The sequence below is a fragment of the Bacillus sp. NMCC46 genome (genome assembly GCF_002998465.1).
Classification (GTDB): domain Bacteria; phylum Bacillota; class Bacilli; order Bacillales; family Bacillaceae; genus Bacillus.
This window is the reverse complement of record NZ_PVQZ01000002.1, coordinates 220,399-246,579: the sequence shown is the minus strand read 5'-3', so window position 1 is coordinate 246,579 and position 26,181 is coordinate 220,399. Positions and strand designations below refer to the sequence as shown.

At 42.8% G+C, this 26,181-nt stretch carries 31 protein-coding genes and 2 riboswitches; of the genes, 27 read left to right on the top strand and 4 right to left on the bottom strand.

What is annotated here, in order from left to right; translation table 11 throughout:
* Positions 1-4 precede the first annotated feature (4 nt).
* Positions 5-1,675 carry a DEAD/DEAH box helicase gene (locus C6Y01_RS06830; protein WP_106037983.1) on the bottom strand — a complete coding sequence of 557 codons (1,671 nt, stop codon included), beginning with the start codon at positions 1,673-1,675 and terminating at the stop codon, positions 5-7.
* A gap of 250 nt (positions 1,676-1,925) precedes the next feature.
* Positions 1,926-2,033: riboswitch (glycine riboswitch) on the top strand.
* 3 nt (positions 2,034-2,036) lie between these two features.
* A riboswitch (glycine riboswitch) is annotated at positions 2,037-2,132 on the top strand.
* Between the two features lie 104 nt (positions 2,133-2,236).
* On the opposite strand from C6Y01_RS06830, the gene gcvT reads away from it, so the two are divergent.
* Genes gcvT through gcvPB form a run of 3 tightly spaced genes read left to right on the top strand, consistent with a single transcriptional unit; the run spans position 2,237 to position 6,147 of the window.
* Positions 2,237-3,334: a glycine cleavage system aminomethyltransferase GcvT gene (gene gcvT, locus C6Y01_RS06825; RefSeq protein WP_106037982.1), complete on the top strand. Its 1,098-nt coding sequence runs from the start codon at positions 2,237-2,239 to the stop codon at positions 3,332-3,334.
* Between the two features lie 16 nt (positions 3,335-3,350).
* A complete protein-coding gene (gene gcvPA, locus C6Y01_RS06820) occupies positions 3,351-4,697 on the top strand; it encodes an aminomethyl-transferring glycine dehydrogenase subunit GcvPA (RefSeq protein WP_106037981.1) in 1,347 nt (448 codons plus the stop codon).
* On the top strand, positions 4,690-6,147 hold the full coding sequence (gene gcvPB / locus C6Y01_RS06815) for an aminomethyl-transferring glycine dehydrogenase subunit GcvPB (protein ID WP_034661274.1): 1,458 nt from the start codon (positions 4,690-4,692) through the stop codon (positions 6,145-6,147). The genes gcvPA and gcvPB overlap by 8 nt, the downstream gene beginning before the upstream one ends.
* Positions 6,148-6,192: 45 nt before the next feature.
* Here gcvPB and C6Y01_RS06810 read toward each other — a convergent pair whose 3' ends face one another.
* Complete coding sequence (locus tag C6Y01_RS06810) at positions 6,193-6,573, bottom strand: rhodanese-like domain-containing protein (protein WP_024718853.1); 381 nt, start codon at positions 6,571-6,573, stop codon at positions 6,193-6,195.
* Positions 6,574-6,793: 220 nt separating this feature from the next.
* Between C6Y01_RS06810 and C6Y01_RS06805 the strand changes: the two genes are divergently transcribed.
* From C6Y01_RS06805 to C6Y01_RS06795, 3 genes are all read left to right on the top strand, one after another.
* Positions 6,794-7,630, top strand: coding sequence for a lipoate--protein ligase family protein (locus C6Y01_RS06805; protein ID WP_106037980.1), 837 nt, complete (start codon positions 6,794-6,796; stop codon positions 7,628-7,630).
* Positions 7,631-7,715: 85 nt separating this feature from the next.
* Complete coding sequence (mntR, locus tag C6Y01_RS06800; RefSeq protein WP_003215946.1) at positions 7,716-8,150, top strand: transcriptional regulator MntR; 435 nt, start codon at positions 7,716-7,718, stop codon at positions 8,148-8,150.
* Between the two features lie 313 nt (positions 8,151-8,463).
* Positions 8,464-9,339: a patatin-like phospholipase family protein gene (locus tag C6Y01_RS06795; protein ID WP_034661272.1), complete on the top strand. Its 876-nt coding sequence runs from the start codon at positions 8,464-8,466 to the stop codon at positions 9,337-9,339.
* Here C6Y01_RS06795 and C6Y01_RS06790 read toward each other — a convergent pair.
* Together C6Y01_RS06790 and C6Y01_RS06785 are read right to left on the bottom strand one after the other, a co-directional pair.
* On the bottom strand, positions 9,336-9,731 hold the full coding sequence (locus C6Y01_RS06790) for an SA1362 family protein (RefSeq protein ID WP_034661271.1): 396 nt from the start codon (positions 9,729-9,731) through the stop codon (positions 9,336-9,338). The two genes, C6Y01_RS06795 and C6Y01_RS06790, sit on opposite strands and share 4 nt — an antisense overlap.
* Before the next feature lie 38 nt (positions 9,732-9,769).
* Complete coding sequence (locus C6Y01_RS06785; protein WP_034661270.1) at positions 9,770-10,726, bottom strand: DUF1385 domain-containing protein; 957 nt, start codon at positions 10,724-10,726, stop codon at positions 9,770-9,772.
* 222 nt (positions 10,727-10,948) lie between these two features.
* Between C6Y01_RS06785 and C6Y01_RS06780 the strand changes: the two genes are divergently transcribed.
* The 21 genes from C6Y01_RS06780 to C6Y01_RS06675 all read left to right on the top strand — a co-directional run bounded on the left by C6Y01_RS06780 (position 10,949) and on the right by C6Y01_RS06675 (position 26,116).
* Complete coding sequence (locus C6Y01_RS06780; protein WP_106037979.1) at positions 10,949-11,476, top strand: YqhR family membrane protein; 528 nt, start codon at positions 10,949-10,951, stop codon at positions 11,474-11,476.
* Positions 11,477-11,584: 108 nt separating this feature from the next.
* Positions 11,585-12,028, top strand: a complete 444-nt coding sequence (gene aroQ, locus C6Y01_RS06775) for a type II 3-dehydroquinate dehydratase (protein ID WP_003215787.1) — start codon at positions 11,585-11,587, stop codon at positions 12,026-12,028.
* Positions 12,025-13,086 (top strand): M24 family metallopeptidase, encoded by a 1,062-nt coding sequence (locus C6Y01_RS06770; protein WP_106037978.1) that lies wholly within the window; start codon positions 12,025-12,027, stop codon positions 13,084-13,086. The genes aroQ and C6Y01_RS06770 overlap by 4 nt, the downstream gene beginning before the upstream one ends.
* A gap of 25 nt (positions 13,087-13,111) precedes the next feature.
* The gene (gene efp / locus C6Y01_RS06765) at positions 13,112-13,669 is read left to right on the top strand and encodes an elongation factor P (RefSeq protein WP_012010541.1); all 558 of its coding nucleotides are present in this window, start codon (positions 13,112-13,114) and stop codon (positions 13,667-13,669) included.
* Positions 13,670-14,051: 382 nt separating this feature from the next.
* Positions 14,052-14,336, top strand: a complete 285-nt coding sequence (locus C6Y01_RS06755) for a YqhV family protein (RefSeq protein WP_066030673.1) — start codon at positions 14,052-14,054, stop codon at positions 14,334-14,336.
* Between the two features lie 66 nt (positions 14,337-14,402).
* Positions 14,403-15,326, top strand: coding sequence for a stage III sporulation protein AA (gene spoIIIAA / locus C6Y01_RS06750; RefSeq protein WP_106037977.1), 924 nt, complete (start codon positions 14,403-14,405; stop codon positions 15,324-15,326).
* Positions 15,320-15,835 (top strand): stage III sporulation protein SpoIIIAB, encoded by a 516-nt coding sequence (gene spoIIIAB / locus C6Y01_RS06745; protein ID WP_106037976.1) that lies wholly within the window; start codon positions 15,320-15,322, stop codon positions 15,833-15,835. Before spoIIIAA ends, spoIIIAB begins: the two co-directional genes overlap by 7 nt.
* A 19-nt stretch (positions 15,836-15,854) precedes the next feature.
* Positions 15,855-16,061, top strand: a complete 207-nt coding sequence (gene spoIIIAC, locus C6Y01_RS06740; RefSeq protein ID WP_003153142.1) for a stage III sporulation protein AC — start codon at positions 15,855-15,857, stop codon at positions 16,059-16,061.
* Positions 16,058-16,471, top strand: a complete 414-nt coding sequence (gene spoIIIAD, locus C6Y01_RS06735; RefSeq protein WP_087978339.1) for a stage III sporulation protein AD — start codon at positions 16,058-16,060, stop codon at positions 16,469-16,471. The genes spoIIIAC and spoIIIAD overlap by 4 nt, the downstream gene beginning before the upstream one ends.
* Positions 16,472-16,490: 19 nt before the next feature.
* The gene (spoIIIAE, locus tag C6Y01_RS06730; RefSeq protein ID WP_095285380.1) at positions 16,491-17,684 is read left to right on the top strand and encodes a stage III sporulation protein AE; all 1,194 of its coding nucleotides are present in this window, start codon (positions 16,491-16,493) and stop codon (positions 17,682-17,684) included.
* A gap of 13 nt (positions 17,685-17,697) precedes the next feature.
* Positions 17,698-18,330: a stage III sporulation protein AF gene (gene spoIIIAF / locus C6Y01_RS06725; RefSeq protein ID WP_095285379.1), complete on the top strand. Its 633-nt coding sequence runs from the start codon at positions 17,698-17,700 to the stop codon at positions 18,328-18,330.
* Positions 18,323-18,994: a stage III sporulation protein AG gene (gene spoIIIAG, locus C6Y01_RS06720; RefSeq protein ID WP_034661260.1), complete on the top strand. Its 672-nt coding sequence runs from the start codon at positions 18,323-18,325 to the stop codon at positions 18,992-18,994. Before spoIIIAF ends, spoIIIAG begins: the two co-directional genes overlap by 8 nt.
* Positions 18,994-19,626: a SpoIIIAH-like family protein gene (locus C6Y01_RS06715; RefSeq protein WP_034661997.1), complete on the top strand. Its 633-nt coding sequence runs from the start codon at positions 18,994-18,996 to the stop codon at positions 19,624-19,626. The genes spoIIIAG and C6Y01_RS06715 overlap by 1 nt, the downstream gene beginning before the upstream one ends.
* A 195-nt stretch (positions 19,627-19,821) precedes the next feature.
* On the top strand, positions 19,822-20,298 hold the full coding sequence (gene accB / locus C6Y01_RS06710; protein ID WP_106037975.1) for an acetyl-CoA carboxylase biotin carboxyl carrier protein: 477 nt from the start codon (positions 19,822-19,824) through the stop codon (positions 20,296-20,298).
* 11 nt (positions 20,299-20,309) lie between these two features.
* Positions 20,310-21,659, top strand: a complete 1,350-nt coding sequence (gene accC, locus C6Y01_RS06705) for an acetyl-CoA carboxylase biotin carboxylase subunit (protein ID WP_034661258.1) — start codon at positions 20,310-20,312, stop codon at positions 21,657-21,659.
* A gap of 25 nt (positions 21,660-21,684) precedes the next feature.
* Positions 21,685-22,092 (top strand): Asp23/Gls24 family envelope stress response protein, encoded by a 408-nt coding sequence (locus C6Y01_RS06700; RefSeq protein WP_034661256.1) that lies wholly within the window; start codon positions 21,685-21,687, stop codon positions 22,090-22,092.
* 211 nt (positions 22,093-22,303) lie between these two features.
* On the top strand, positions 22,304-22,699 hold the full coding sequence (nusB, locus tag C6Y01_RS06695) for a transcription antitermination factor NusB (protein ID WP_034661255.1): 396 nt from the start codon (positions 22,304-22,306) through the stop codon (positions 22,697-22,699).
* Positions 22,700-22,710: 11 nt separating this feature from the next.
* A complete protein-coding gene (folD, locus tag C6Y01_RS06690) occupies positions 22,711-23,562 on the top strand; it encodes a bifunctional methylenetetrahydrofolate dehydrogenase/methenyltetrahydrofolate cyclohydrolase FolD (RefSeq protein ID WP_034661254.1) in 852 nt (283 codons plus the stop codon).
* Between the two features lie 70 nt (positions 23,563-23,632).
* Positions 23,633-24,979 carry an exodeoxyribonuclease VII large subunit gene (gene xseA / locus C6Y01_RS06685; RefSeq protein ID WP_106037974.1) on the top strand — a complete coding sequence of 449 codons (1,347 nt, stop codon included), beginning with the start codon at positions 23,633-23,635 and terminating at the stop codon, positions 24,977-24,979.
* A complete protein-coding gene (locus tag C6Y01_RS06680) occupies positions 24,976-25,236 on the top strand; it encodes an exodeoxyribonuclease VII small subunit (RefSeq protein WP_003215880.1) in 261 nt (86 codons plus the stop codon). The genes xseA and C6Y01_RS06680 overlap by 4 nt, the downstream gene beginning before the upstream one ends.
* Positions 25,220-26,116: a polyprenyl synthetase family protein gene (locus C6Y01_RS06675; RefSeq protein WP_376745177.1), complete on the top strand. Its 897-nt coding sequence runs from the start codon at positions 25,220-25,222 to the stop codon at positions 26,114-26,116. Before C6Y01_RS06680 ends, C6Y01_RS06675 begins: the two co-directional genes overlap by 17 nt.
* The last annotated feature ends 65 nt before the right edge of the window (positions 26,117-26,181 follow it).

Here is a 26,181-nt window from a genome sequence, read left to right as displayed (position 1 = left end):
TCCTTTATGAGCCTTGCTGTCTTTTTTCTAAAAGTGGTGTTTTTGCTTCTGATAAATAGGAAGCAAACTGGGTTAATTTCTTTTTCATGTCTCCGTCTGATTCGTGCTGAAAGAGAATCTGATGTAGTTCTGTTTCGGCATCTTTGATATCTATTCGCGTTAAAATATCATCTAGATCGCCAATGACGTTTTCAAACAGCTGAATTTTTTCATATAAAAGCTTTAAGATATGTTCCTCAACGGTTCCGTTTGTTGCCATATTGTAAATGTGGACATCTCGCTCTTGTCCAAGGCGGTGGATACGTCCAATTCGCTGTTCTAGACGCATCGGGTTCCACGGAAGATCGTAGTTGATGATTTGGTTACAAAACTGAAGGTTGATTCCTTCGCCGCCCGCTTCTGTCGCAATTAACACTTGCGCCCGTTCTCTAAATAAATCTTTCATCCAATCTTTTTTGCCCCGCTTAAAGCCGCCTCGAAAAGGAACGGAGCTGATGCCATTTTGCTGAAGAAACCATTGTAAATAAATTTGTGTCGCGCGGTATTCGGTGAAAATAATGACCTTTTCATTTAACTGCTGAATAAGCTTGACGACTTCAAGCGCCTTTGTGTTTTGCTGAACTTGATTGATTTTCTCCATAATTTGCGCTATAGCAGAGGATCCAAGGATATGTTTTTCATCTTCCTGCATTTTTTTAATCGTCATATAGACCGCCTCGCGGCTTGAACAGCATTCTCGTTCCAAGGTCATGATGGAAAACATGTGCTTTGCATAAGACGGGTTCTCTTTCAGCTTGCAGATTTCATCATACAAAGCTTGTTCCGTTGGAGAGAAATCAATGGAAATCGTTTTGACATGCCGTTTTGTCCACTCGATGCCTGTGTCTTGCCTTCGGTTACGAATCATCACTTTATTCACAAGCTGTTTTAATCGGTCGTGGTCTTCAAGCTGTAAATCCTTTTTGGCAAAGACATCTTTAAACTGATGTTCATTCCCGAGGTGGCCTGGCTTCAGAAGGGAAACGAGATTAAATATTTCTCCGATACGGTTTTGGATAGGTGTCGCTGTCAGCAGCAGGCAGAATTTCTTATTTAGATTTCTCACAAATTCATAGTTTTTCGTTTTATTGTTTTTCAGTTTGTGTGCTTCATCAATAATGACCATATCGTAGGCAATTGATAAAATGGTGTCTCGATGCGGCTGTCTTTTGGCTGTATCAATGGAGGAAACCACGACGTCACACTGCTCCCACACGTAGCTCTTTTTTTGTTCGACAGCATCAATGTAAAATTTCGTCCGCAGCTCCTGTACCCATTGAGACACAAGGGAGGCGGGGACAAGTATGAGAATTTTTTTTGCAAGTCCACGAATCATGTATTCTTTGATAATGAGTCCTGCTTCTACGGTTTTTCCAAGTCCCACTTCATCTGCTAAAATGGCTTTTCCGTTCATCTCTTCTACGACTCTTCTGGCTACTTCAAGCTGATGTTTTAAAGGCGTGAATGCAGGCAGGTGCGCGGGAGCTTGCAGTCCTTCAAATGAATCAATGGCTGTGACTTTTTGGACCTGCGTCGCTAAACGGTACATTTCCCAGTTCGCCCAGGGGCCGTCTGCTGCAAGCCGCTGCTGAAATTCACTTGCCCATTCCTGATCAAAAATCGTTTGAATATTCAATGTAATTGCCTGCCTTTCTAATAGGTTAAGGATAAAATTGTTCTGTATTTAAACGCTTCATTTTTTAAGAGGTCTTTAAAAGACTAGATATATGAATAAAAGCGAACGATAGTGAATGTTTGTTTAAAAAATGTTAATGATTTTTCTATTGCTCTTCATCCGTTTCTAATGGTAGGATGTTGGTAAGTGATCTAGAAAATAAGTCACCCATTTTGATAGTATGTCCAATAAATGTGAAGAATATGAGCGGATGATGGTATGGGGAGAGACTTGGCGGTTATTTAGCACTGGCAGGCGCCGAAGGAGCAAGCTGAATCGTTTCAGTGAATCTCTCAGGCAAAAGTACTCTTACCGGACGCAACTCTGGAGAGTGTTTGCTCATCGATTTTTAGCAAACCACCAAAGGGGAAAACGCACAATGCTGTTGTGCTGTAAACTTTCAGGTGCAAGGACAGAGACTTCTTTTTGATAAAAGGGAGCGCTCTGTCCTTTTTTGCTGCGATTTTTTTCTGAAAATTCAGCTTGTGATCTGCACTGAAAGAAAAAAGGGGGAAACGATTGATGTTGAAACGAACACCGCTTTTTCATGCGTATGAAACGTTTGGCGCAAAAACCATTGACTTCGGGGGCTGGGAATTACCTGTCCAATTTTCTTCCATTAAAGAAGAACATGAAGCTGTTCGAACAAAAGCAGGGCTTTTTGATGTGTCTCACATGGGTGAGGTGGAAATCAAAGGTCAAGATGCCCTTCCTTTTTTACAAAGGTTATTAACCAATGATGTGTCTAAGCTGACAGACGGTAAGGCACTATATACAGCCATGTGCTATGAAGATGGCGGGACGGTGGATGATCTGCTCGTCTATCAAAAAGAAAAGAACAATTATTTGCTTGTCATTAATGCATCAAATATTGAAAAAGATGTGGATTGGCTGCTTCAGCATCAAGATGAGAACGACGTATTGATCCAAAATGTCTCTGATCAAATCGCCTTGCTAGCCCTTCAAGGACCTCTTGCTGCTGACATTATGAAAGATGTGGCGGATGAAGAGGTGACATCTCTCAAGCCATTTACATTTTTATCAAAAGCTGAGGTCGCTCAAAAAGAAGTGCTTGTTTCAAGAACGGGCTACACAGGGGAGGACGGCTTTGAAATCTACTGCCAGTCAGAAGATGCGGTCCACATCTGGTCGGCTTTATTAGAAGCAGGCAAGCCAAAAGGGTTAATACCGTGCGGGCTCGGTGCACGTGACACCTTGAGATTTGAAGCAAGACTTCCGCTTTATGGCCAGGAGCTGACAAAGGATATCTCTCCATTAGAAGGCGGGATTGGCTTTGCTGTCAAAACGGATAAAGAAGCCAATTTTATTGGCAAAGAAGCGCTCAAAAAGCAAAAAGAAGAGGGAGCGAAGCGAAAGCTTGTCGGCATTGAAATGATCGATAAAGGGATTCCGCGCACAGACTATCCGGTCTTTTCAGGAGAAAAGCAGATTGGGGTTGTCACAACGGGCACACAATCCCCAACACTAAAGAAAAATGTCGGGCTTGCTTTGATCGAATCTTCTCAGGCGCAACTTCAGGCAGAGGTGGAAGTACAAGTTCGCAAAAAACGTCTAAAAGCTAAAATCGTCTCGACACCATTTTATAAAAGAGCCAAATAATGAGGGGGAATAGAGGATGAAGCACAGGTATCTGCCGCAAACAGAGCAAGATCAAAAAGAAATGCTGGATGTCATCGGCGTTCAGTCGATTGATGAGCTTTTTTCAGATATCCCAGAAAAAGTGAGATTTAAAGGAGCATACAACATTAAACCAGCCGCATCTGAAACAGAGCTCGTAAGGGAATTATCACGATTAGCTGCAAAGAATAAAGATACGGTTTCCTATGCATCGTTTCTTGGTGCCGGTGTATATGATCATTACCAGCCTGTTATTGTTGATCATGTCATCTCACGTTCTGAATTTTATACAGCATACACACCTTATCAGCCGGAGATTTCGCAAGGTGAATTACAAGCCATTTTTGAATTTCAAACAATGATTGCTGAGCTGACGGGTATGGATCTTGCTAACTCCTCGATGTATGATGGCGGGACGGCATTAGCTGAAGCGGCGATGCTCGCTGCGGGACATACAAAAAAGAAAAAAGTGGTTGTTTCTGAAACAGTTCATCCTGAATCAAGAGCAGTGCTAAAAACATACGCCAAAGGACAGCACATCGAAGTTGTTGAAGTGCCTGCAAAAAAAGGGCAGACGGATCTAGCAGTATTAGAGAAGGCCGTCTGCGACGATACAGCAGCAGTTCTTGTGCAATATCCAAACTTCTTTGGTGTCGTCGAACCGTTAAAAGACATTGAACCTATTGCGCATAAAGGGAAAAGTCTGTTCATTGTCTCAAGCAATCCGCTTGCACTCGGGTTACTGACGCCGCCAGGAAAACTTGGGGCAGACATTGTCGTTGGTGATGCACAGCCGTTTGGCATTCCAGCAGCGTTTGGCGGACCGCATTGCGGATATTTTGCTGTGACGAAAAAGTTGATGCGAAAAGTGCCAGGTCGTTTAGTGGGGCAGACAGAAGACGAAAATGGTGTTCGTGGGTTTGTGCTGACCCTTCAAGCGCGTGAGCAGCATATTCGGAGAGATAAAGCGACGTCCAATATTTGTTCGAATCAGGCATTAAATGCATTAGCCGCTTCCGTTGCCATGACAGCACTCGGAAAAACAGGCATCAAAGACATCGCCTATCAAAACGTGCAAAAAGCGCACTATGCTAAGACGCAGGCTCAAACATATGGACTGCTTGCTGATGTAGAAGGGGCCCATTTTAATGAATTTGTGATCAAATTACAAGAGCCTGTGAAAGAAGCCAATAAACGATTGCTTGAAAAAGGAATCATCGGCGGCTATGACTTAGGGATAGACTACCCAGAGCTTCAACATCACATGCTTGTCGCCGTAACAGAGCTAAGAACGAAAGAAGAAATTGATACGTTCATTAAGGAATTGGGGGATCGCCATGAATAAACAAGATCAGCCGCTTATTTTTGAATTATCCAAAGAAGGAAGAATTGGTTATAGCCTGCCTGATTTAGATGTACCTGAACAGGAGATCCCGTCTTTATTTGATGACACGTATATCCGTCATGAGGATGCTGAGCTTCCTGAAGTATCTGAGCTTGATATCATGCGTCATTATACAGCATTATCAAGACGTAATCATGGGGTCGATTCCGGATTTTATCCTCTTGGCTCTTGTACGATGAAATATAATCCTAAGATTAATGAAAAGGTCGCACGCCTTGCAGGCTTCGCGCAAGTCCATCCACTACAGGAGGCAGACACTGTGCAAGGTGCATTAGAGTTACTCCACGACCTGGGTGCTCATCTTGAAGAAATTACTGGGATGGACGCTGTGACATTACAGCCTGCGGCAGGAGCACACGGGGAATGGACAGGACTCATGATGATCCGTGCGTACCATGAAGCAAGAGGAGACCATAAGCGAACAAAAGTCATTGTGCCTGATTCTGCCCATGGAACGAACCCGGCATCTGCGACAGTGGCCGGATTTGAAACCATTACCGTCGCATCTGATACGAATGGGCTTGTTGATTTAGAGGACCTGCGCCGTGTTGTCAATGAAGAAACAGCTGCTTTAATGCTGACGAATCCGAATACACTCGGCCTATTCGAAGAAAATATTTTAGAAATGGCTGAAATCGTTCATGGAGCTGGCGGTAAGCTTTATTATGACGGAGCCAACTTGAATGCCGTTTTAAGCAGAGCAAGACCGGGGGATATGGGATTTGATGTCGTTCACTTAAATCTTCATAAAACCTTTACAGGTCCACACGGAGGCGGAGGCCCTGGTTCAGGTCCTGTTGGTGTAAAAAAGGATTTGATTCCGTACTTGCCAAAGCCGGTACTTGTGAAGAAGGAAGGCCGCTTTTACTTTGATGATGATCGACCAGAATCAATTGGCCGCGTGAAGCCGTTCTATGGCAACTTTGGCATTAACGTCAGAGCATATGCGTACATTCGCTCTATGGGTCCAGACGGCCTAAAGGCTGTAACGGATAATGCCGTGTTAAATGCGAACTATATGATGCGCCGCTTAAGTGCTCATTTCGATTTGCCATTTGACCGTCACTGTAAGCATGAATTTGTCCTTTCAGGTAAACGTCAGAAAAAATTAGGTGTGCGGACACTCGATATTGCTAAACGATTACTTGATTTTGGCTATCATCCGCCAACGATCTACTTCCCGCTCAATGTAGAGGAATGTATCATGATTGAACCAACTGAAACAGAATCAAAAGAAACTCTTGATGCCTTCATCGAAGCGATGATTCAGATTGCCAAAGAAGCAGAAGAGAATCCAGAAGTGGTACAGGAAGCGCCGCATACGACGGTCGTCAAACGAATGGACGAAACAAAGGCCGCGCGGAATCCAGTCCTCGTTTTTGAAAGATAAAGAAAAAAAGACTCAGGGGGGACCACGCTCCCAGAGTCTTTTTTGTTAGTTCTTTGTTTTGATGCGGCCGCCCCATTTTTTAAAGCCGCCTTTTAAATTATAAATCTCACGACAGCCGTTTTTACGTAAAGTTTGAGCTGCTTTTCCGCTTCTTAAATTGTTTTGGCAATAGAGATAAACAGGCTTGTCAGGACGAATTTCATTTTTGCGCTGCTTTAGCTGGGAAAGGGGGATGTTTCTTGCCCCTAAAATATGTCCGCCTTCAAACTCATTTGGCTCTCTCACATCAATGAGTTGAGCTTTGCGGTAACCTTTAATAAATTCTGCTTCCGTCAGCGTTTTCATAATGCGCTGCTGATAAATGTAGCTGCCGATGGAATAAAGAACGAAAAGTCCACAAAGTGAGAGGACGATATAGTTGAATATTGACAATACAACTCGACTCCTTCTTGAGCATCAGCACAGTAGCCTGTCTGATGGTACGTTTTAGACAAATACTATTATAGTAAAGCAAAAGAAACTTGTCATCATAAATGGTAAGAATTATTTTCAATTCGTCCCCTATTTGATAGACTGATGAAGAGAGAAAACCGGTGGCCATCACCATCATCTAACATTGACTACGTAAAAGAGAAGGGATTTTTATATGCAAAAAGAGAAATGGTGTTTCATTGATACAGGAAATCAAGACCCAGCCCTTAACATGGCAATGGATGAAGCCTTGCTTTATTGGCATAGTGAGAAGCTCATCCCGCCTGTCATCCGTTTTTATGGATGGAATCCGGCGACATTGTCTGTTGGGTATTTTCAGCATGTTGAAAAGGAAATCAACATGGAAGCAGTCGAGCGCTATGGTCTTGGGTTTGTCCGCAGACCAACTGGAGGGCGGGGGGTTCTTCATGATCAGGAGCTGACCTACAGCGTGATTGTGTCAGAGGAACATCCAGAAATGCCAGCGACGGTGACAGAGGCATACCGCGTCATTTCAGAAGGCATTTTAGAGGGCTTTAAAGAACTGGGACTCGATGCATATTTTGCCATTCCTCGTACAGAAAAAGAAAAAGAAAGCTTAAAAAATCCAAGGTCGTCTGTATGCTTCGATGCTCCTTCCTGGTATGAGCTTGTCGTAGAAGGCAGAAAGGTAGCAGGCAGTGCTCAAACGAGACAAAAAGGAGTGATCCTCCAGCACGGCTCCATCTTAATTGACCTTGATGAGGACAAATTGTTCGATTTATTTCTTTATCCAAACGACCGTGTGAGAGAGCGGATGCAGCGGAGCTTTAAAAACAAAGCGGTCGCCATCAATGAAATCTCAGACCGAACCTGTACAATAGACGATGCGCGTGTTGCGTTTAAACGAGGATTTGAAAAAGGGTTAAATATTGAGCTTGTGCCTTATGAGCTGACAGATGAAGAATTAGCGTTTGTTCATCATCTCGCCAAAACGAAATATGCCTCAGACGAGTGGAATTACAAGCGTTAAGACAGTGGACACTCCTTGTTTTTTAATGGGCGATGGTGTAGAATTGTTATGATTATTAAGTAAAGGTGCATTATGGAGGGGTTTTATGACTACACCTAGTATGGAAGATTACATTGAACAAATATATATGCTGATAGAAGAAAAAGGATATGCCAGAGTCTCTGATATTGCAGAAGCACTCGCTGTCCATCCCTCCTCTGTAACAAAAATGGTTCAGAAGCTAGATAAAGATGAATACCTCATTTATGAGAAGTATCGTGGTCTAATTTTAACCCCGAAAGGCAAAAAAATTGGAAAACGTCTCGTATACAGACATGAACTGCTAGAGCAATTTTTAAGAATCATTGGTGTAGATGAAGAGAAAATTTATGATGATGTAGAAGGCATTGAACATCATCTCAGCTGGAACAGCATTGACCGCATCGGCGATCTCGTTCAATTCTTTGAAGAAAACGACGAGCGATCTGTTCAGCTGAAAGCGATTCAAAAGAAAAACGAACAAACAAATCAAGAATCTTAAGAAAAAGGACACCCTCAGCAAGGGTGTTCTTTCATATTGTTGACAAAGGGCTAAAATGAACTTTATTTTAGCCCTTTGTCTTCTTTTTTTTTCAGCGTGACTTGAAAACCTTTGCAGTCTAGGAAGGACGAGTACCGGAGCGGAGCGAATTTGACATTCGTGAGCACCGGAGCGCAGACCTGACAACGAATGCGAGGGTTTGTCTACACGCTGAAAGGACACCCTCAGCATGGGTGTCCTTTTTGATTAAAGTTCTAATTGAAAGCATATGCTCTTACACTATTAATAGCGTGATATCAAAGGGGGCTCCTTGATGAAGATAGATGGTGTGTTCTCAGGTGGAGGCATTAAAGGGGCAGCACTTGCGGGTGCCTATGAAGCGCTTGAAGCGAGAGGATATCAATTTGTCCGTCTTGCTGGTACAAGTGCTGGAGCGATCATTGCTTCACTCATCGCAGCAGGTTTTACAAGTCAGGAGATTCGGGAGCTTTTAGATGAAATGGATGAACATCATTTGCTTGATAGGAGATGCCAATTCATTCCGTTTAAAATGCTCAGGTGGGTATCCATTTACTGGCGCCTCGGTCTGTACAAAGGCGACCGGCTGGAAAAATGGCTGACAGATGTGTTGAAACGAAAAGGGGTCACCGTATTTGGAGATCTCAAAAAAGATTCGCTGAAAATTGTTGCCTCTGATTTAACAAATGGGAAAATCCTCGTGCTGCCAGACGACCTTCCTTCATACGGCTTAAATCCAGAGCGCTTTTCCGTTGCAAGGGCGATTCGGATGAGTTGCAGCCTGCCGTATTTTTTCGAGCCTGTCAAACTAAGGTCATCAAAAGGCATTTGTACCATTGTGGATGGAGGAGTGCTTAGCAATTTTCCAATTTGGTTGTTTGCGGAAGAGAAAAAAAGACCGTTCGTCGGTGTCACATTAACCCCAAACGAAAAAGAACGCCCTCAACACTCCATCCGCAATGCGTTTGAACTGTTTGGCGCTCTTTTTGAAACGATGCGTGGTGCTCATGACGAAAGACACATTGCCACAAAACACGAACGTCATGTTATTTTTATTCCTGTAGAACACGTCATTGCCACTGATTTTCATCTGATGACAGAAAAGAAAAAGGCGCTTGTCGATCTAGGCAGACAGAAAGCCGAGCAATTTTTAAAAAGCTGGACATTTTAAAACAAGGCGCGATTTTTCTTTTTGTTTTTCTTGCCTTCAATCACAGTTAACTGTGTTTGGCTTTTCTTTTTGAGAAGGACGGGCTTAGACTTGTGGTCAGTCGGCACGCTTCGCAAATGAGTGACCCGATTTTTCATCTGGCTTTTCGTTTTTGGTTTAGGCTGCTGGTAGCGACGTTTTGATTGTTTGACTGCTTTACGATAAAGATTGCCCTCTGTTCCAGTTCTTCGATTCATCAGCCATCTAAATAGGAAAAATAGAGCCGCTCCAATGATCACAACTGATAGCAGCATTGTAAAAAGTCTGCCTGGATTCGTTGTGAGTAAATACACAAATCCCAAAATACCTAAAGCGAAAATAATGGTAAAAGCAGGATGTACTCGGCGATTCATAACTGTCCACCTCCGAAGGAATTTACCGGATTTATAAGTTAGATCACTTGATGAGCAGAATCTGACGCTTGTTTCTCAGACGCTTCCTCTAAACGAAGAAGTTCATTAAAACTTGCAATGGCTACCTCGACTTGATCGCCAGAGGGTTCTTTTGTTGTGAGCAATTGCAGCCAAAGGCCAGGATAGCCAAGCACTTTAAGCACAGGCACTTCTCGGAGTTTGTTCGTGAGCTGAAGCACTTCAAATGAAATGCCCAGAACAACCGGAATGAGCGCCAAGCGATTCAGAACTCTCACCCATAAAGGATCTGTCGGTACGAGTAAATAGACGAACATTCCGACAATGACAGTGAATAAAATAAAGCTGCTGCCGCATCGATAATGCAGCCGTGATTGTTTTTGGACATTTTCCACTGTGATGTCAAGATTCTGTTCATAGCAGTTTATGACTTTATGTTCTGCGCCATGATATTGAAATACCCTTTTAATTAAAGGGGTCATGGAAATAAAGTAAATGTAGCCTAATAACAGGACCAGTTTAAAGAATGTTTCCACTGCGATTTGTGCGAAATTCCCTGAAAAGACGGGCCGCACCAGTTCAGCTAAAAAGACAGGTACTAGGGTAAAGACAAATTTACTAAAGAGAAGAGAGAGAACTCCGATTACAGCAATGCCGAAAATCATGGATAATTTCGAGCTTTTTTGTTCTTTTTCAAGAGTATGATCTTCTGAAGGATCTAAGTCATAGCGCTCGCTGGAGAAGTTCAAGTGCTTACTGCCATTTGCGCTTGCTTCAACAAGTGCAGCAACACCCCTGACAAAGGGAATTTTCTTGAGAAAGGCGGTTCGTTTATTGGAGGTCCGGGGAAGCTTCAAAAACTCAATGGACTGATCCTTTCGCCGAATCGCTGTCACATAGTTCTTTTTACCTCCAAACATGACACCTTCGACAACTGCCTGCCCTCCATATGCTGGACGTTTTGTTTGATTGGACATATTTCATCAACCTGCCTGTTTCCTGTAATTTACATGCATTTCCTTATACCTTTATTGTACAGGAAATGAGGGGAAATCACTAGCGCACAGGTCGATTATCTACTAGAATTCTATCTACCTCTTTTTAGCCAGTATACCCTGTTATAAAAATTTTACACTCACGGATGGAAATCCTTTTTTTTATGACATTTTGGACATACTACTTGCTGGAGGTGTTCACAAATGAAACGTGATGAAAAGAAAAACCAAGAAGAAAAAAATCAGTCTGTACAAACGTCATCGCTGTTGGCAAGAGCAGCTGCGACAGGCTTTGTTGGCGGTGTTTTTTGGGGCTTTATCGGGTTTCTGACCCATATGTTTCATTTCTCAGAGGTGAGTCCCAATATGCTCCTTCAGCCATTTGTGCTCGGAGAGTGGAAAAAGGGAGGACTTGGCACTTTTATTAGTATTGTGCTTTTAGGGGTTTTATCGATTGGAGCAGCCTTTATTTATTATGGGGTTTTAAAACGAATCAAAGGCTATTGGATGGGGCTGATATATGGCGCGCTTTTATGGCTGCTCGTTTTTTACGTATTTAATCCGATTTTCCCAGATGTAAAGCAAGTCCAAGATTTGCAGCAAAGCACCATCATCACGACATTTTGCCTATATATTTTATATGGCATGTTTGTCGGGTACAGTATTTCGTTTGAATATAATGAATTAACGAGTCAGAAGCTTGCAAGGGCTCTCGGGAAAAAGACAGAATAAAGTGTAAATCACCTATTCATATGATAAAATATTTTTGGAAACGAAAGGTTTCTAAGGAAAAAGAAACAGATCTCGATATAGATTGAATTAGGGTGAAGGAGTGGTTGTATGCCTCATTTTCTTGTGCTGAATGGGCCCAATTTAAATAGGCTTGGCAAAAGAGAGCCGGCTGTTTACGGAAGTAAGACGCTGACAGATTTAGAAACGGATTTGTTCCAGTTTGCAGAAAGAGCCAATATCCAGTTAACGTTCTTTCAATCGAATCACGAAGGGGATTTGATTGATGCGCTCCACGAGGCAGAAGATCAGTACGATGGAGTCGTGTTTAACCCGGGTGCTTTTACACACTACAGCTATGCGCTGAGAGATGCCATTGCAAGTATTTCTTTATCCGTCGTCGAAGTACATATCTCAAACGTTCATAAGAGAGAGGAATTCCGCCATCATTCTGTACTTGCTCCAGTATGCCAAGGGCAAATCGTTGGTCTTGGTTTAGAAGGGTATAAATTGGCGATTCGTTATTTAGTGAGTGAAGGGGGAGCAGTATCATGAAACTTGAAAAGTTAAAAGCACTTTTATCTGAATTAGAGATCGATGGTCTTGTCATTACGAGCAGCTTTAATTTACAGTACATGACCAGCTTTACTGGCTCAGCCGGTCTTGCAGTTGTTTCAAAGGACCAGGCAGCTTTTATCACGGATTTCCGTTATACAGAGCAAGCAAAGGACCAAGTAAAAGGCTACGACATTATTGAACATAAAGGAAACATCGTGGAAACCGCAGTCCAAACGGCAAAGGAATTTGGGATAAAACGCCTTGGGTTTGAACAACATCATATGACATTTGCCACGTACCAGCAGTATGCAGATAAAGCAGGCGATATAGAGCTTGTTCCGGTCTCAGAATCAGTTGAAAAGTTGCGCTTGATTAAGTCTAGTGAAGAGATTAAGATATTAGAGGAAGCTGCGAAGATTGCAGATCACGCCTTTGATCATATTCTCACTTACATCAAGCCGGGCTTGACGGAAATTGCTGTCATGAACGAGCTTGAATTTTTCATGAGAAAAGAAGGCGCTGAAGGATCTTCATTCGATATGATTGTCGCCTCAGGTGTTCGTTCAAGCCTGCCGCACGGAAGAGCGAGTGAAAAGGTGATTGAATCTGGTGATTTAGTCACACTCGATTTTGGTGCTTACTATAAAGGTTATTGTTCTGATATGACAAGAACGATTGCTGTCGGCACACCGAGCGATAAGCTAAAGGAAATTTATCATATCGTATTAGAAGCAGAAAACGCTGGTGTGGATAGAATCAAGCCAGGCTTAACAGGAAAAGAAGCTGATCGCATCACACGTGACATCATTGAAAAGTATGGCTATGGTCAATACTTCGGGCACTCAACTGGCCACGGGCTAGGGATGGAAGTACATGAAGCGCCAGGCCTTTCCTCACGATCAGAGGTCGTCTTAGAAGAAGGAATGGTCGTGACAGTTGAGCCGGGAATTTACTTGCCGGATGTCGGCGGCGTGAGAATTGAGGATGATATTGTCCTGACAGCTGACGGCAATAAACGATTGACCCACTCACCGAAAGAACTTATCATATTATGATGGTGAAATGTAGGAGGATGACAAAATGATTTCAGTAAACGATTTTCGTACAGGCCTGACAATTGAAGTGGACGGCGGTATTTGGCGTGTAGTGGATTTCCAACACGTAAAGCCAGGGAAAGGCGCAGCGTTTGTTCGTTCGAAACTGCGTAACCTGCGTACTGGTGCCATTCAAGAAAAAACATTCCGTGCAGGCGAAAAAGTAGCGAAAGCTCAAATTGAAACAAAAACAATGCAGTACTTGTACGCAAATGGCGACCAGCATGTCTTCATGGATACAAGTTCTTATGAGCAGCTTGAACTAAGTGAAACACAAATTAAAGATGAGCTGAAATATTTGCTAGAAAATATGTCGGTTCAAATTGTGATGTACGGTGCTGAAACACTTGGAGTAGAACTTCCAAACACGGTAGAACTAGAAGTAGTAGAAACAGAGCCTGGTATTAAAGGTGACACAACATCAGGCGGCTCAAAACCTGCAAAAACTGAAACTGGTTTAATCGTCAACGTTCCTTTCTTTGTGAACCAAGGAGATAAACTAGTCATTAATACATCAGACGGTTCATACGTGTCAAGAGCGTAATGAACGAAGAAAGACTGTAAACCTCGTGTTTACAGTCTTTTTAGATTGTTGACAAAGGGCTAAAATGACGTTTATTTTAGCCCTTTGCCTTCTTTTCAGCGTGATAGAAAACCTTTGAAGTCTAGGAAGGACGAGCACCGAAGCGGAGCGAATTTGCCATTCGTGAGCATCGGCGCGCAGGACTGACACCGAATGCGAGGGTTTGTCTACACGCTTTGACTGTAAACGTCGTGTTTACAGTCTTTTTTTATTGTAAAACATGTAAGACTCCTCAAAAGGCAGACCTTCTCTCAATTCTCTCATTCATCTCTCTTCCTTTCTGAAAAACAAGACTACTTCCAGCTAGACAAGCATATAGTGTAAAAAAAGCTGGAGGTTCTATATGAAACCATTTCTTTTCCCAGGCATCCATCCGTCAGTAGCTGCAATGGCAGGCATGAGGTTCTTATCGGCCGCGATTGAACTGACGGCCGCCATCCTCATTTTAGTCACAAATGACGTTCGAAAAGCGGTTGTCATCAATAGTATATTGGCGATCATTGGGCCGCTCATTTTTATTATCACGATGACGATTGGAATCTATCAAATTGCAGGGCAGTTATCCTATGCCAAGCTCGTCTTTATTTTCATTGGTGTCGTGTTTATTCTTGTTGGGATCTATAAGTGAAACGGCTTGGCATAATTAACGACTCCCATCATACATTTTAGAGAAGAAAAAAAGGAGGGGAATTCGTTGCGGAGTTTGTTGGATATTCTCCCGCACTCGATTGGACAAGAACTTAGACTGCTAAAAGAAGCAGAATGGGATCAAATAGAAGAAATCCGCATTCGCACGGATCGTCCTATTGAATTGATGCAAAGAGGAAAACCGCGCTTTCTTTCTTATCGCACAACAGGAGAAGATGCGTCTCAGCTATTAGGCAGGCTGAGCAATTACAGCATGTACACACTTGAAGAGGAGCTAAGGCAAGGCTACATCACCATATCTGGCGGACACCGGGTGGGACTTGCAGGAAAGGTGATCGTTGAAAACGGCATTGTCAAAGGATTAAGAGATATCTCTTCATTTAATATCCGCATCGCAAAAGAAAAAATCGGGATTGCGCTTCCCTTTCTTCCTTATTTATATGACGAGCACTGGTGCAATACACTCATCATCGGTCCACCGCAAACAGGGAAAACGACATTATTGCGGGATGTAGCAAGACTTGTTAGTACTGGCAGAAAAGCAATTCCTCCTAAAAAAACAGGCATTATAGATGAGCGTTCTGAAATCGCCGGATGTATAAGAGGGGTGCCGCAGCACCAGTTTGGACACCGGGTTGATGTGCTCGATGCATGTCCAAAGGCTGAAGGCTTGATGATGATGATTCGGTCTATGAGTCCAGAGGTCATGATTGTTGATGAAATCGGAAAAAGCGAGGATGTGCAGGCACTTTTAGAAGCAATTCATGCTGGGGTCACCATTATCGTCTCAGTTCATGGCTATTCACTTGAAGATGTGTATAAACGTCCATCATTGAAGCCGTTATGGGAGCTTCGAGTATTTGAACGATATGTTGAATTAAATCGCAAGAATGGTCCCGGCACGATCGGGCGGATATATGACCAAGACGGACAAGAGATGAAATGGAGGCGGGGAGTGGACGTATGTTAAAGCTCATTGGCGCTATCTTGATTGTCGCGGCTACGACTTGGGGAGGGTTCGAGTTTGCCAAACGATATAGCGACCGGCCGAAACAAATTCGGCAGCTTCGGTTTGCGCTCCAGTCTCTTGAAGCTGAAATTATGTATGGCCAAACACCTCTAGCGCGGGCTGCAGAGCAAATTGCGTCGCAAGTAGGTCCTCCTGTGAATCGGTTATTTGAGCAATTTGCAGAAAAACTGAAAGTCGGAACTTTTTCGGCACGGCATGCATGGAATGAGAGTCTTGAGGATGTTTGGAAAAAAACCGTTTTGAAAAAAGGCGAATATGAGGCACTGAAGCACTTTGGAGAAACACTTGGCCAGCATGATGTCGCGTCTCAGCAAAAGTATATCAAGCTTGCTTTAGGTCATTTGGAATCGGAGGAGAAGGAAGCTGAAATCGCCCAAGCGAAAAATGAAAAAATGGTCAGAAGCCTCGGATTTTTAAGCGGATTACTACTGATTCTTTTATTGATGTGAGAGGAAGGGAGTCGAGAGCATGGGCGTTGATGTAAACGTCATTTTTCAAATTGCGGGAGTAGGCATCGTTGTGGCATTCCTCCATACGATTTTAGATCAAATGGGGAAAAAGGAGTACGCTCAGTGGGTCACGCTGCTTGGGTTTATCTACATTTTGTTTATGGTGGCAACCATTGTAGATGATTTGTTTAAAAAGATTAAAGCCGTATTTCTATTTCAAGGATAGGGGAGGGCTTACAAATCGAAATCATACAAATTGTTGGACTTGGTTTAATCGCTACTTTTTTAGCATTAATCGTCAAAGAACAAAAGCCGACCTTCGCCTTTATGCTTGTTGTTTTTACAGGATGTGTGATTTTTCTTTATTTAATTGATCAAATCTATGCCATTATCTCGATGATTGAAAAAATTGCGGCAAGCGCCGGCGTCAATATGAAGTATGTTGAAACCATTTTAAAAATTATTGGCATTGCCTATATTGCAGAATTCGGCGCCCAGCTGACAAAAGATGCTGGACAAGGCGCCATTGCATCAAAAATAGAGCTTGGCGGCAAAATTCTCATCTTGGTCATGGCAGTCCCTATTTTAACAGTCATCATTGAGACCATCTTAGGTATGATCCCGTCCATGACGTAATTGAAAAGAGGTGATGACAATGAAACGGGTGACAGCTGTTATGGGACTGATGCTTTTCTTCTGGCTGATCGCTCCGCATGCAGGTGCAGAAGAGAAAGTACCTTTATCAAATGAAGAACCAGCAGCAGAAGAAGTGGCGAATGGACAGGCTGATGCACTAGAGCTTCAATCCATCAATGACTTTTGGGAAACCATATTGGACGAGTATGGCGGCTTTCTGCCAGAAAGCCAAAAAGGCACAGTGAAGGAAATGATTGATGGCGATAAAGAGCTGTCTCCCCAAACATGGCTGAAAGCCTTTGTTCATTATCTTTTTCACGAGGTCATAGCAAACGGAAAGCTCCTAGGTACACTGATTTTACTCACCATCTTTTGTTCGCTTTTGCAGCTTTTGCAGAATGCGTTTGAGCAAAGCACCGTCAGTAAAGTCGCATACGCTCTTGTTTATATGGTGCTGATCATTATTGCACTCAACAGCTTTCATGTGGCGATTTCTTATGCAATAGAAGCCATTCAAACGATGACCAGTTTTATTCTTGCTCTTATTCCTCTTTTATTAGCACTTATTGCTTCATCAGGCGGGCTTGTCTCAGCCGGATTCTTTCATCCCGTTATTTTATTTTTGATGAATACGAGCGGCGTTTTTATTCAATATGTCGTTCTTCCCCTTATCTTTTTATCTGCGATATTGAGCATTGTCAGTACGCTGACCGAACAATACAAGGTCACCCAGCTTGCCCAGCTGTTAAGAAATGTGGCGATAGGCGGGTTAGCCGTTTTTTTAACTGTCTTTCTTGGCGTCATTTCTGTGCAAGGTGCATCTGCTGCAATTACGGATGGAATCGCTCTTCGTACAGCCAAATTTATTACCGGAAATTTCATCCCTGTCCTTGGCAGAATGTTTACAGATGCGACGGATACCGTGATCAGTGCCTCTGTGTTACTCAAAAATACGGTCGGACTTGTTGGCGTTGCCATTCTCATTTCAATTGCCGCCTTCCCGGCGGTTAAAGTGCTCTCGCTAGCCCTTATATATAAGCTTGCCGCAGCCATTCTTCAGCCATTAGGAGGCGGGCCGATCATCAGCTGTCTTGATGTCATTTCAAAAAGTGTGCTTTATATCTTTGCCGCACTTGCTGTCGTGTCGCTCATGTTTTTTTTAAGCATTACCGTCATTATCACTGCTGGCAACTTGACCATGATGATGAAGTAAGGAGGGACACCTTTTGAGTTTTCTCACGGAATGGATCACAAGTATTATTCTCTTTATCTTATTTGCGATTGTCATTGATCTTCTGCTTCCCAATTCAAGCATGCAAAAGTATGCCAAAATGGTCGTCAGCCTGCTGCTGATTGTGGTGATGCTCAATCCGATCTTTGCTTTATTTCGGGCAGACCCTGACCAAATTTTTTCGGAATTGATGAAGGGGAAGGAAGAAGCACAGTCAGAAGAAATAAAAAATCAGATGAATTTAGAAAAAAAAGAAATACAAGCCTCTCAGCGTGCATATATTTTAAAGCAAATGGCTGTCCAACTAGAAAAAAGCGCAAAGGAGCCACTGGAGAAGGAGAGCTATGAAATGAAACACGTAGAAGTGCTGGCAGATGAGGAGCACCTGGATCAGAATATGGAGGCGGATCAATTTCGCATCAAAGCAGTTCTTTCCCCGCTCACAGGTGATGCTGTAGAAACGGTGGCAAAGGTGGACATTGATCTCTCCACGCAAAAGGAGGAAAGCGCTGAATCTTCTAGCAAAGAGATCACGAGGGTGAAAGAGACACTTGCTGATGTTTGGAATACGAGTCCTGAGCACATTGCGCTGAACATTGAGGGAGGTGACGCATCAGATCATGAATAACAAGGACTGGAAACAAAAGCTGAAATCATTCTTGCAGCCGCCTGAAAAAGGTGAAGGGAAACCAAAATTAACGAAGCACCATTACTTGCTGCTTGTATTCATCATCGGCGTATCTTTCATGTTAGTCAGTCAGATCTTGTCACCGCCATCAAGCAAAGAACAGGCTGCTGTTCCTGCTTCTAAAAAAACATCCTCACAAGAGCAGGAGGTATTCAAGCCGGCATCGTCAAGTAAATCAAAGAATTCGATTGAGGATGTGGAGCAAGAATACGAAAATCAGCTGAAAGAAATTTTAGAGACCATCATTGGCGTTGAGGATGTATCGATTGTGGTCAATGTAGACGCAACTTCTTTAAAAGTGTTTGAAAAAAACAAATCCAATAAAAGCACAACGACCGAGGAAACTGATAAAGAAGGCGGCGTGCGAAGTGTCACTGATCAAACAAAAGAAGAAGAAATCGTCATCATCAAAAATGGCAATGAAGAAACACCTGTAGTGGTTCAAACGAAAAAACCAGATATTCGAGGTGTCCTCGTTGTTGCTCAAGGAGTAGACAACGTTCAAATAAAGAAAACCATCATTGAAGCGGTTACACGAGTGCTTGATGTACCGAGCCATAGAGTGGCTGTTGCCCCTAAAAAAATCAAGGAGGATTCGGAATGATGTTAAAAAAACAAACGGTTTGGCTATTAACGATGCTAAGTTTAGTTGTCGTCTTAAGTGTGTACTATATCATGTCTCCACAAGGTGAAAATGCAGTGACAGTAGAAGATATGAAATCAAAAGGAACGGAAGAGAAAAAGACTGAAACAGAAAAAGGGACGGACAAAGGAACGGAAAAAGGCACTGATGAGAAGTCCACTGACAAAGAAACAAATGGCAAACAAGAGGATATCGAAACAAGCGGTGAAGAAGGAAAGGCTGTGTCGGAGCAAACAGACGATGAGCTTTTTACAACATACAGATTAGAGCTTGAAGATAAACGAAGCAAACAGCGCGAAGAGTTCAACGAAATCGTATCCAGTGATGATGCAACAGCACAAGAAAAAAGTGAAGCGTATGATCAAATGACAGCGCTTAGTGAGGCAGAAGGAACGGAGCGTCAGCTCGAAACCTTAATTAAAACAAAAGGATATAAAGATGCGCTAGTGAGTGCAGAGGGAGATAAAGTGAGCATCACGGTTCGTTCTGACAAAAAATCAAAGTCCCAAGCGGCCGATATTATTGATATGGTCACAAAAGAAATGAGAGGTCTTGATAACGTAGCTGTCACTTTTGAGCCCTCCAATCAATAAAAAATGAACAGGCGCCCTTTGCCGAAAAGGGCGTTTTTTGATGCGGTTTGGCGCCCCCTCCAAGGTGCTTTCGGGAGGCGCTTCGCCACAATAGTAGTTGAATTCATTGAAATCCTCCTGTAAGATGGTTATAGTATGTACTTTTAGTACTAGCCTATAAGAAAAAGATAAATCCATACATAGGGGTGCAAATCCATGTTAAAAATTGAAGAAATTCATGAACTGATTAAATTAATTGACGAATCTACAATTGATGAATTTACGTACGAAAACGAAGGTGCAAAAATCAAACTGAAGAAAAATAAAGAAGTCGTTCAGCAAATTGCGGCACCAGTGGCTCCTGTCCAAGCAGCTCCAGCTCAACAAGCTCCTAAAGCACAAGCTCCAGCTCAGACCGAAGCCCCTGCACAAGAGGCAGCTGCGTCTGAAAATCTGCATAAAATCACATCCCCAATGGTTGGCACATTTTATGCTTCATCTTCACCAGAAGCAGGTCCATACGTGACAACAGGTTCTAAGGTGAAGGAAAACACAGTTGTGTGCATCGTAGAAGCGATGAAACTGTTTAATGAAATCGAAGCAGAAGTAAAAGGTGAAATCGTCGAAGTATTAGCTGAGAACGGTCAGCTTGTAGAATTCGGACAACCCCTCTTTCTAGTGAAAGCAGAGTAAGGAGTACGATCATGATTAAAAAGCTATTAATTGCAAACAGAGGAGAAATCGCAGTTAGAATTATCCGCGCTTGTAAAGAGCTTGGAATTGAAACAGTTGCGGTATTTTCTGAAGCGGATCGCGATGCGCTTCATGTTCAAATGGCTGATGAAGCATATTGCATCGGACCGACTGCTTCAAAAGATAGTTATTTAAATGTCACGAATATTGTCAGTGTAGCAAAATTAACAGGGACAGATGCCATCCATCCAGGATACGGCTTCCTTGCTGAAAATGCAGACTTTGCAGAGCTTTGCGAGGAATGCAATGTCATCTTTGTTGGGCCAACTGCGTCAGCGATTTCCAAAATGGGAACGAAAGATGTCGCAAGGGAAACAATGAAAGATGCCGGGGTTCCGATTGTTCCTGGTTCTCAAGGAATTGTAAAAGATCTTGATGATGCTGTTTCAACAGCAGCAAGTATTGGGTATCCTGTCATTATTAAAGCAACTGCAGGCGGAGGCGGTAAAGGAATCCGTGTGGCTCGTACCGAAGAAGAGCTCATTAATGGTGTCACCATCACGCAGCAGGAAGCAGCGCAAAACTTTGGTAACCCTGGCGTCTATTTAGAGAAGTTCATTGAAGACTTTAGACACGTGGAAATCCAGGTGCTTGCAGATCAGCATGGCCATACCATTCACTTAGGAGAGCGTGATTGCTCGATCCAAAGAAGAATGCAAAAGCTTCTTGAAGAAACGCCATCACCAGCGCTGAATGCAGACATCCGTGAGCAAATGGGTGAAGCAGCCGTAAAAGCAGCAGAAGCTGTTGAATACACTGGTGCTGGAACGGTCGAATTCATTTATGATTATAATGAAGAGAAATTCTACTTCATGGAAATGAATACCCGTATTCAAGTAGAGCATCCTGTAACAGAAATGGTCACAGGTGTTGACCTGATCAAAGAACAAATTAAAGTTGCATCAGGTGAAAAACTTTCTCTTACACAAGAGGATGTCGTATATGCAGGATGGGCGATCGAATGCCGTATTAATGCAGAGAACCCAGAGAAAAACTTCATGCCATCAGCTGGTGAAATTAAAATGTATCTTCCGCCAGGCGGTCTAGGAGTACGTGTTGATTCTGCCGCTTATCCGGGCTATGTGATTCCGCCATATTACGATAGTATGATTGCAAAGGTGATCACATATGGTAAGACGAGAGAAGAAGCGATTGCGAGAATGAAACGCGCGCTTCAAGAATTCGTCATTGAAGGAGTCTACACAACGATCCCATTCCATCTAAGATTGCTTGAGCATGAAACATTTGTGAGCGGTAATTTTAATACGAAGTTTTTAGAAACATACCAAATCATGAAATAATCATAGCTTTCGGAGGTGAATGATCGTGTCAGAAAACAATTTGCTTGAAATGAACCTTGATGAAGATCAATTGGGAAAAGTGCAAATTGCACCAGAAGTGATTGAGGTCATTGCTGGGATCGCCGCTTCAGAAGTCGAAGGCATTGCCGAAATGCGCGGCAATTTCGCTGCTGATGTAGCAGAACGCTTTGGTAAGAAAAATCACCGTAAAGGTGTGAAAGTAGATGTCTCTGATGAAGGCATCACAATCGATGTATACTGTGTGGTTCAATTTGGCCTATCCATTCCAAAGGTATCCACTGCTGTCCAAGAAAATATCCGTCAAACTCTTTTGAACATGACTGCCTTGACGATTAATGAAATCAATATTCATGTCGTTGGTATTCAATTTGATACTAAAGCATCTGAGGCTGAAGTAGATCAAGAAATGTAAAAAAAGAGTTCAAGTGAAACCAAGGAGGCATTGCCTCTTTGGTTTTTTAAAGCCCATTTTTGGGTCATTTCCGAATAATAATGATCTCACGCGTTGATTGATTCGTTTTTCGTCACAGCTCGCATGGATCTTGGTGCGACCACGGGCAAAATATGTTATGATCTCTGTATGGCTTAACGACAAGCGGATAAAGTGGTTAAAGGAGTAAATAATGAAAAGAAGAACTGCAAGAGAAAAGGCGCTACAAACATTATTTCAAATTGATGTGAGCAATATTGATCCGAAAGAGGCCATTACACATGCGCTGGATGAACAAGAATCAGATCCTTTTTTCGAGGAACTGGTTTTCGGTGTGCTTGAACAAAAGGACAAGCTCGATGACATGATTTCACAGCATCTAGTGAATTGGAAACTCGATCGTATTGCAAACGTAGACAGAGCCATTTTAAGGCTGTCTGTGTACGAGATGGTGTATCAAGAAGATATCCCGCTTAGTGTTTCGATGAATGAAGCGATTGAACTGGCCAAATTATTCGGTGATGATAAAGCACCGAAATTTGTAAATGGTGTACTTTCAAACATTAAAAACGACCTAAAGCAGCAATAGGAGGATTCGACATGACAGCAACAATCATCGATGGGAAAGAAACAGCAAAAGAAAAGCGTGAGCAATTAGCAAAAGAAGTAGAAGAGCTAAAACAAAAAGGTGTCACACCTGGTCTTGCCGTTATTCTAATCGGTGATGATCCGGCTTCACTTTCTTACGTACGCGGGAAGAAGAAAGCAGCAGAAGCAATGGGGATGCATTTCCAGCTTGATCATTTAGAAGCTTCTTTAACAGAAGAAGAATTGCTTCAGCTGATTGATCAGTACAATGCAAACGACCAATTCCACGGGATTCTTGTTCAGCTTCCACTGCCAAAACATATTTCTGAAAAAGCCGTTATTGAACGTATTTCACCTGAAAAAGATGTTGATGGTTTCCATCCATTGAATATCGGGAAAATGCTGCTTGGGGAGGACACATTCCTTCCATGTACACCAGCAGGTATTGTTGAATTACTAAACAAAACGGGTGTTAATCTTTCTGGAAAAGAAGTCGTTGTTGTCGGACGCAGCAATATTGTCGGTAAACCAGTAGGGCAATTGCTGTTAAACGAAAACGCAACGGTTACTTACTGCCATTCAAGAACAGCGAATATTTCAGAACATACGTTAAAAGCGGACATTTTAGTTGTTGCCGTCGGTCGAGCAAACTTTATTAAAGCTGACCAAATTAAAGAAGGCGCTATTGTTATCGATGTAGGAGTCAATCGTTTGGATTCTGGGAAGCTTGTTGGAGATGTTGATTTTGAAGAGGCAAAAGAAAAAGCTTCTTATATCACACCAGTCCCTGGCGGAGTCGGTCCAATGACGATTACGATGCTTGCACATAATACGGTTAAATCAGCAAAACGTACATTAGCATAAGCTTTATCCATTCATCCACCTGCATGCTGCTGGTGGATGAATGTGCGTTTTTGAAGAGGAGGAATACGTCATGAGTGAAAAAGTCTTTGTGACGGTCACAGCCCTTACAAAATACATAAAAAGAAAATTTGATGTTGATCCGCATTTAGAAGATATTTGGATCAAAGGTGAGCTATCCAATGTAAAGATTCATTCAAGAGGACATGTGTACTTCACCTTAAAAGACGAAAACGCACGCATGCAAGCTGTCATGTTCCAGCGCTCTGCGTCTAAGCTGCCTTTTTCACCTAAGAGCGGAATGAAGGTGTTTGTACGCGGCGGGATTCAAGTATATGAACCAAGCGGAAATTATCAATTATATGCAAAAGAAATGCAGCCTGATGGTGTTGGTGCTCTTCATCTTGCTTATGAAGAGCTGAAGAAAAAGCTGGCAAGTGAAGGCTTATTTGATGCGCGCTATAAAAAAACAATTCCTGAATATCCAGAAGTTGTTGGTGTGATTACGTCTCCAACAGGAGCAGCTGTTCGAGATGTCATTACGACCATCAATCGGCGCTATCAACAGGCGAAAATCATTGTGCTTCCGGCGCTCGTTCAAGGTGAACATGCGACCCGTTCAATCGTAGAACGGATCCAGGAAGCAAATGAAAAACAGCTCTGTGATGTCTTGATTGTCGGAAGAGGAGGCGGTTCGATTGAAGAACTTTGGGCCTTTAATGAAGAAGCTGTCGCAAGGGCTATCTTCGCATCAGACATTCCAATCATATCTGCAGTTGGGCACGAAACAGACTTTACGATCAGTGATTTCACTGCAGACATGAGAGCACCCACACCAACAGGAGCAGCCGAGTTAGCTGTTCCAAGCACGACCGATTTAATTGAACGAATCAAATCAATCGATATACGGCTAACAAGAGCCGTAAAGAATCGAACCTCACAAGCGAAGGACCGTCTTGTGGCGCTGCAATCCTCTTATGCCTTCCGTTTTCCAAAACGATTACAGGAGCAAAAAGAGCAGCAATTCGATTTGGTATTTGACCGTTTTCAAAAACAGCTGACGAGACAAATTGAGCAAAAGCGCAGTCAACTAGACCGCCAGACTTACAGGCTGAAGCCGCTTCATCCTAAAGAGCAGCTGCTTCAGGCGAAAAAACGCCACGCCAATGAAACAGAACAGCTCATCCGCAGCATGAATGTGCAAATGAAAACAATTCATTCGCAGTTCCAATCGGTTCTTGGTAAACTAAATGCATTAAATCCACTTCAAGTGATGGAAAGAGGCTACAGTTTAGCCTATAAAGAAGATGAACTGATAAAAAGTGTGAACCAAGTAGAGACGAAAGATCAGCTGACCATCACGATGAAGGATGGACGTCTGATTTGTGAGGTTATTGAGAAGGAGGGGCAATCATCATGACAGAATCCAATAAACAAAAAGAAGAACAAATGACATTTGAAGAGGCGATGAAAGGTCTTGAGGAGATTGTGGGAAAGCTCGAAGAAGGAGATGTACCACTTGAACAGGCCATTCATTATTTCCAAGAAGGCATGACCCTTTCGAAGCTTTGTCATGAAAAATTACAGCATGTTGAAAAGCAAATGGATTTCATTTTAAAAGAGGACGGTGAGCTGGCTCCCTTCTCAGTGAAGGAGGCAGATGCTGGTGACAAGTAATTTAAATGAATTTTTAACAACACGAAAACAGGTCATTGAAGATTATTTATTTACATATGTTCAGGAATTGACGATTCCAGAAGACCTGAAATCTTCTATGCTCTATTCTCTTAAAGCGGGCGGGAAAAGGCTTCGACCTGTTCTCGTTCTTGCTCTATTACATGCCTACGGTAAAAACGAAGAAGACGGTATACCTGTCGGCTGTGCAGTTGAGATGATTCATACGTATTCATTGATACATGACGACCTTCCTTGCATGGACGACGATGACCTTCGCAGAGGAATACCGACAAATCATAAAGTGTACGGAGAAGCAACAGCGGTTCTCGCAGGTGATGCCCTTTTAACAGAAAGCTTCCGCCTGATTACATCACAGCTGTCTAGCAGCGTCTCAGCTGACAAAAAGCTCAGAATTGTGGATGAGCTTGTAAAGTCAGCAGGTGCACTAGGAATGGTTGGCGGTCAATTTGACGACATGGAAGCAGAGCAAAAACAAGTATCGCTTGCTGAACTCGAATCCATTCACGCCCGTAAAACAGGAAAGCTTCTTACGTTCAGCGTCGCAGCAGGTGCAATGCTGGCAGGAGCATCAGATGACGATATCGAAAAGCTAAGGGAATTCAGCTATCATATTGGCATTGCGTTTCAAATCCGTGATGACATTTTAGATCTCGAAGGAAGCGAAGAGAAAATCGGAAAACGGGTCGGCTCTGATACAGCAAATGAAAAGTCGACATATCCTTCTTTATTAACGCTTTCAGGAGCAAAAGAAAAACTGCATGAGCACATCACACGTGCAAAAGAAATTGTCTCAAATCTTCAATTAGAGCAGCAATTGCTGCATGATTTATGTGATCTGATTGCCTCAAGAGATCATTAAAAACAGCCTAGATTTGAGGGTCCTCGAGCAATTGTGGTAAACTGTAAACAGTTTATCATGATGAG

What these genes read in the sequence shown, in the direction of transcription:
- C6Y01_RS06790 (WP_034661271.1), bottom strand. Translation starts at nt 9,731, where the DNA reads ATGAATCGCCGAGTACATCCTGCTTTTACCATTATTTTCGCTTTAGGT.
- C6Y01_RS06675 (WP_376745177.1), top strand. Translation starts at nt 25,220, where the DNA reads ATGCTGGTGACAAGTAATTTAAATGAATTTTTAACAACACGAAAACAG.
- C6Y01_RS06785 (WP_034661270.1), bottom strand. Translation starts at nt 10,726, where the DNA reads ATGTCCAATCAAACAAAACGTCCAGCATATGGAGGGCAGGCAGTTGTC.
- gcvPA (WP_106037981.1), top strand. Translation starts at nt 3,351, where the DNA reads ATGAAGCACAGGTATCTGCCGCAAACAGAGCAAGATCAAAAAGAAATG.
- C6Y01_RS06755 (WP_066030673.1), top strand. Translation starts at nt 14,052, where the DNA reads ATGAAACCATTTCTTTTCCCAGGCATCCATCCGTCAGTAGCTGCAATG.
- spoIIIAB (WP_106037976.1), top strand. Translation starts at nt 15,320, where the DNA reads ATGTTAAAGCTCATTGGCGCTATCTTGATTGTCGCGGCTACGACTTGG.
- spoIIIAC (WP_003153142.1), top strand. Translation starts at nt 15,855, where the DNA reads ATGGGCGTTGATGTAAACGTCATTTTTCAAATTGCGGGAGTAGGCATC.
- accB (WP_106037975.1), top strand. Translation starts at nt 19,822, where the DNA reads ATGTTAAAAATTGAAGAAATTCATGAACTGATTAAATTAATTGACGAA.
- C6Y01_RS06770 (WP_106037978.1), top strand. Translation starts at nt 12,025, where the DNA reads ATGAAACTTGAAAAGTTAAAAGCACTTTTATCTGAATTAGAGATCGAT.
- spoIIIAG (WP_034661260.1), top strand. Translation starts at nt 18,323, where the DNA reads ATGAATAACAAGGACTGGAAACAAAAGCTGAAATCATTCTTGCAGCCG.
- folD (WP_034661254.1), top strand. Translation starts at nt 22,711, where the DNA reads ATGACAGCAACAATCATCGATGGGAAAGAAACAGCAAAAGAAAAGCGT.
- nusB (WP_034661255.1), top strand. Translation starts at nt 22,304, where the DNA reads ATGAAAAGAAGAACTGCAAGAGAAAAGGCGCTACAAACATTATTTCAA.
- aroQ (WP_003215787.1), top strand. Translation starts at nt 11,585, where the DNA reads ATGCCTCATTTTCTTGTGCTGAATGGGCCCAATTTAAATAGGCTTGGC.
- C6Y01_RS06805 (WP_106037980.1), top strand. Translation starts at nt 6,794, where the DNA reads ATGCAAAAAGAGAAATGGTGTTTCATTGATACAGGAAATCAAGACCCA.
- efp (WP_012010541.1), top strand. Translation starts at nt 13,112, where the DNA reads ATGATTTCAGTAAACGATTTTCGTACAGGCCTGACAATTGAAGTGGAC.
- accC (WP_034661258.1), top strand. Translation starts at nt 20,310, where the DNA reads ATGATTAAAAAGCTATTAATTGCAAACAGAGGAGAAATCGCAGTTAGA.
- xseA (WP_106037974.1), top strand. Translation starts at nt 23,633, where the DNA reads ATGAGTGAAAAAGTCTTTGTGACGGTCACAGCCCTTACAAAATACATA.
- C6Y01_RS06780 (WP_106037979.1), top strand. Translation starts at nt 10,949, where the DNA reads ATGAAACGTGATGAAAAGAAAAACCAAGAAGAAAAAAATCAGTCTGTA.
- gcvPB (WP_034661274.1), top strand. Translation starts at nt 4,690, where the DNA reads ATGAATAAACAAGATCAGCCGCTTATTTTTGAATTATCCAAAGAAGGA.
- C6Y01_RS06795 (WP_034661272.1), top strand. Translation starts at nt 8,464, where the DNA reads ATGAAGATAGATGGTGTGTTCTCAGGTGGAGGCATTAAAGGGGCAGCA.
- C6Y01_RS06715 (WP_034661997.1), top strand. Translation starts at nt 18,994, where the DNA reads ATGTTAAAAAAACAAACGGTTTGGCTATTAACGATGCTAAGTTTAGTT.
- gcvT (WP_106037982.1), top strand. Translation starts at nt 2,237, where the DNA reads ATGTTGAAACGAACACCGCTTTTTCATGCGTATGAAACGTTTGGCGCA.
- C6Y01_RS06680 (WP_003215880.1), top strand. Translation starts at nt 24,976, where the DNA reads ATGACAGAATCCAATAAACAAAAAGAAGAACAAATGACATTTGAAGAG.
- mntR (WP_003215946.1), top strand. Translation starts at nt 7,716, where the DNA reads ATGACTACACCTAGTATGGAAGATTACATTGAACAAATATATATGCTG.
- spoIIIAE (WP_095285380.1), top strand. Translation starts at nt 16,491, where the DNA reads ATGAAACGGGTGACAGCTGTTATGGGACTGATGCTTTTCTTCTGGCTG.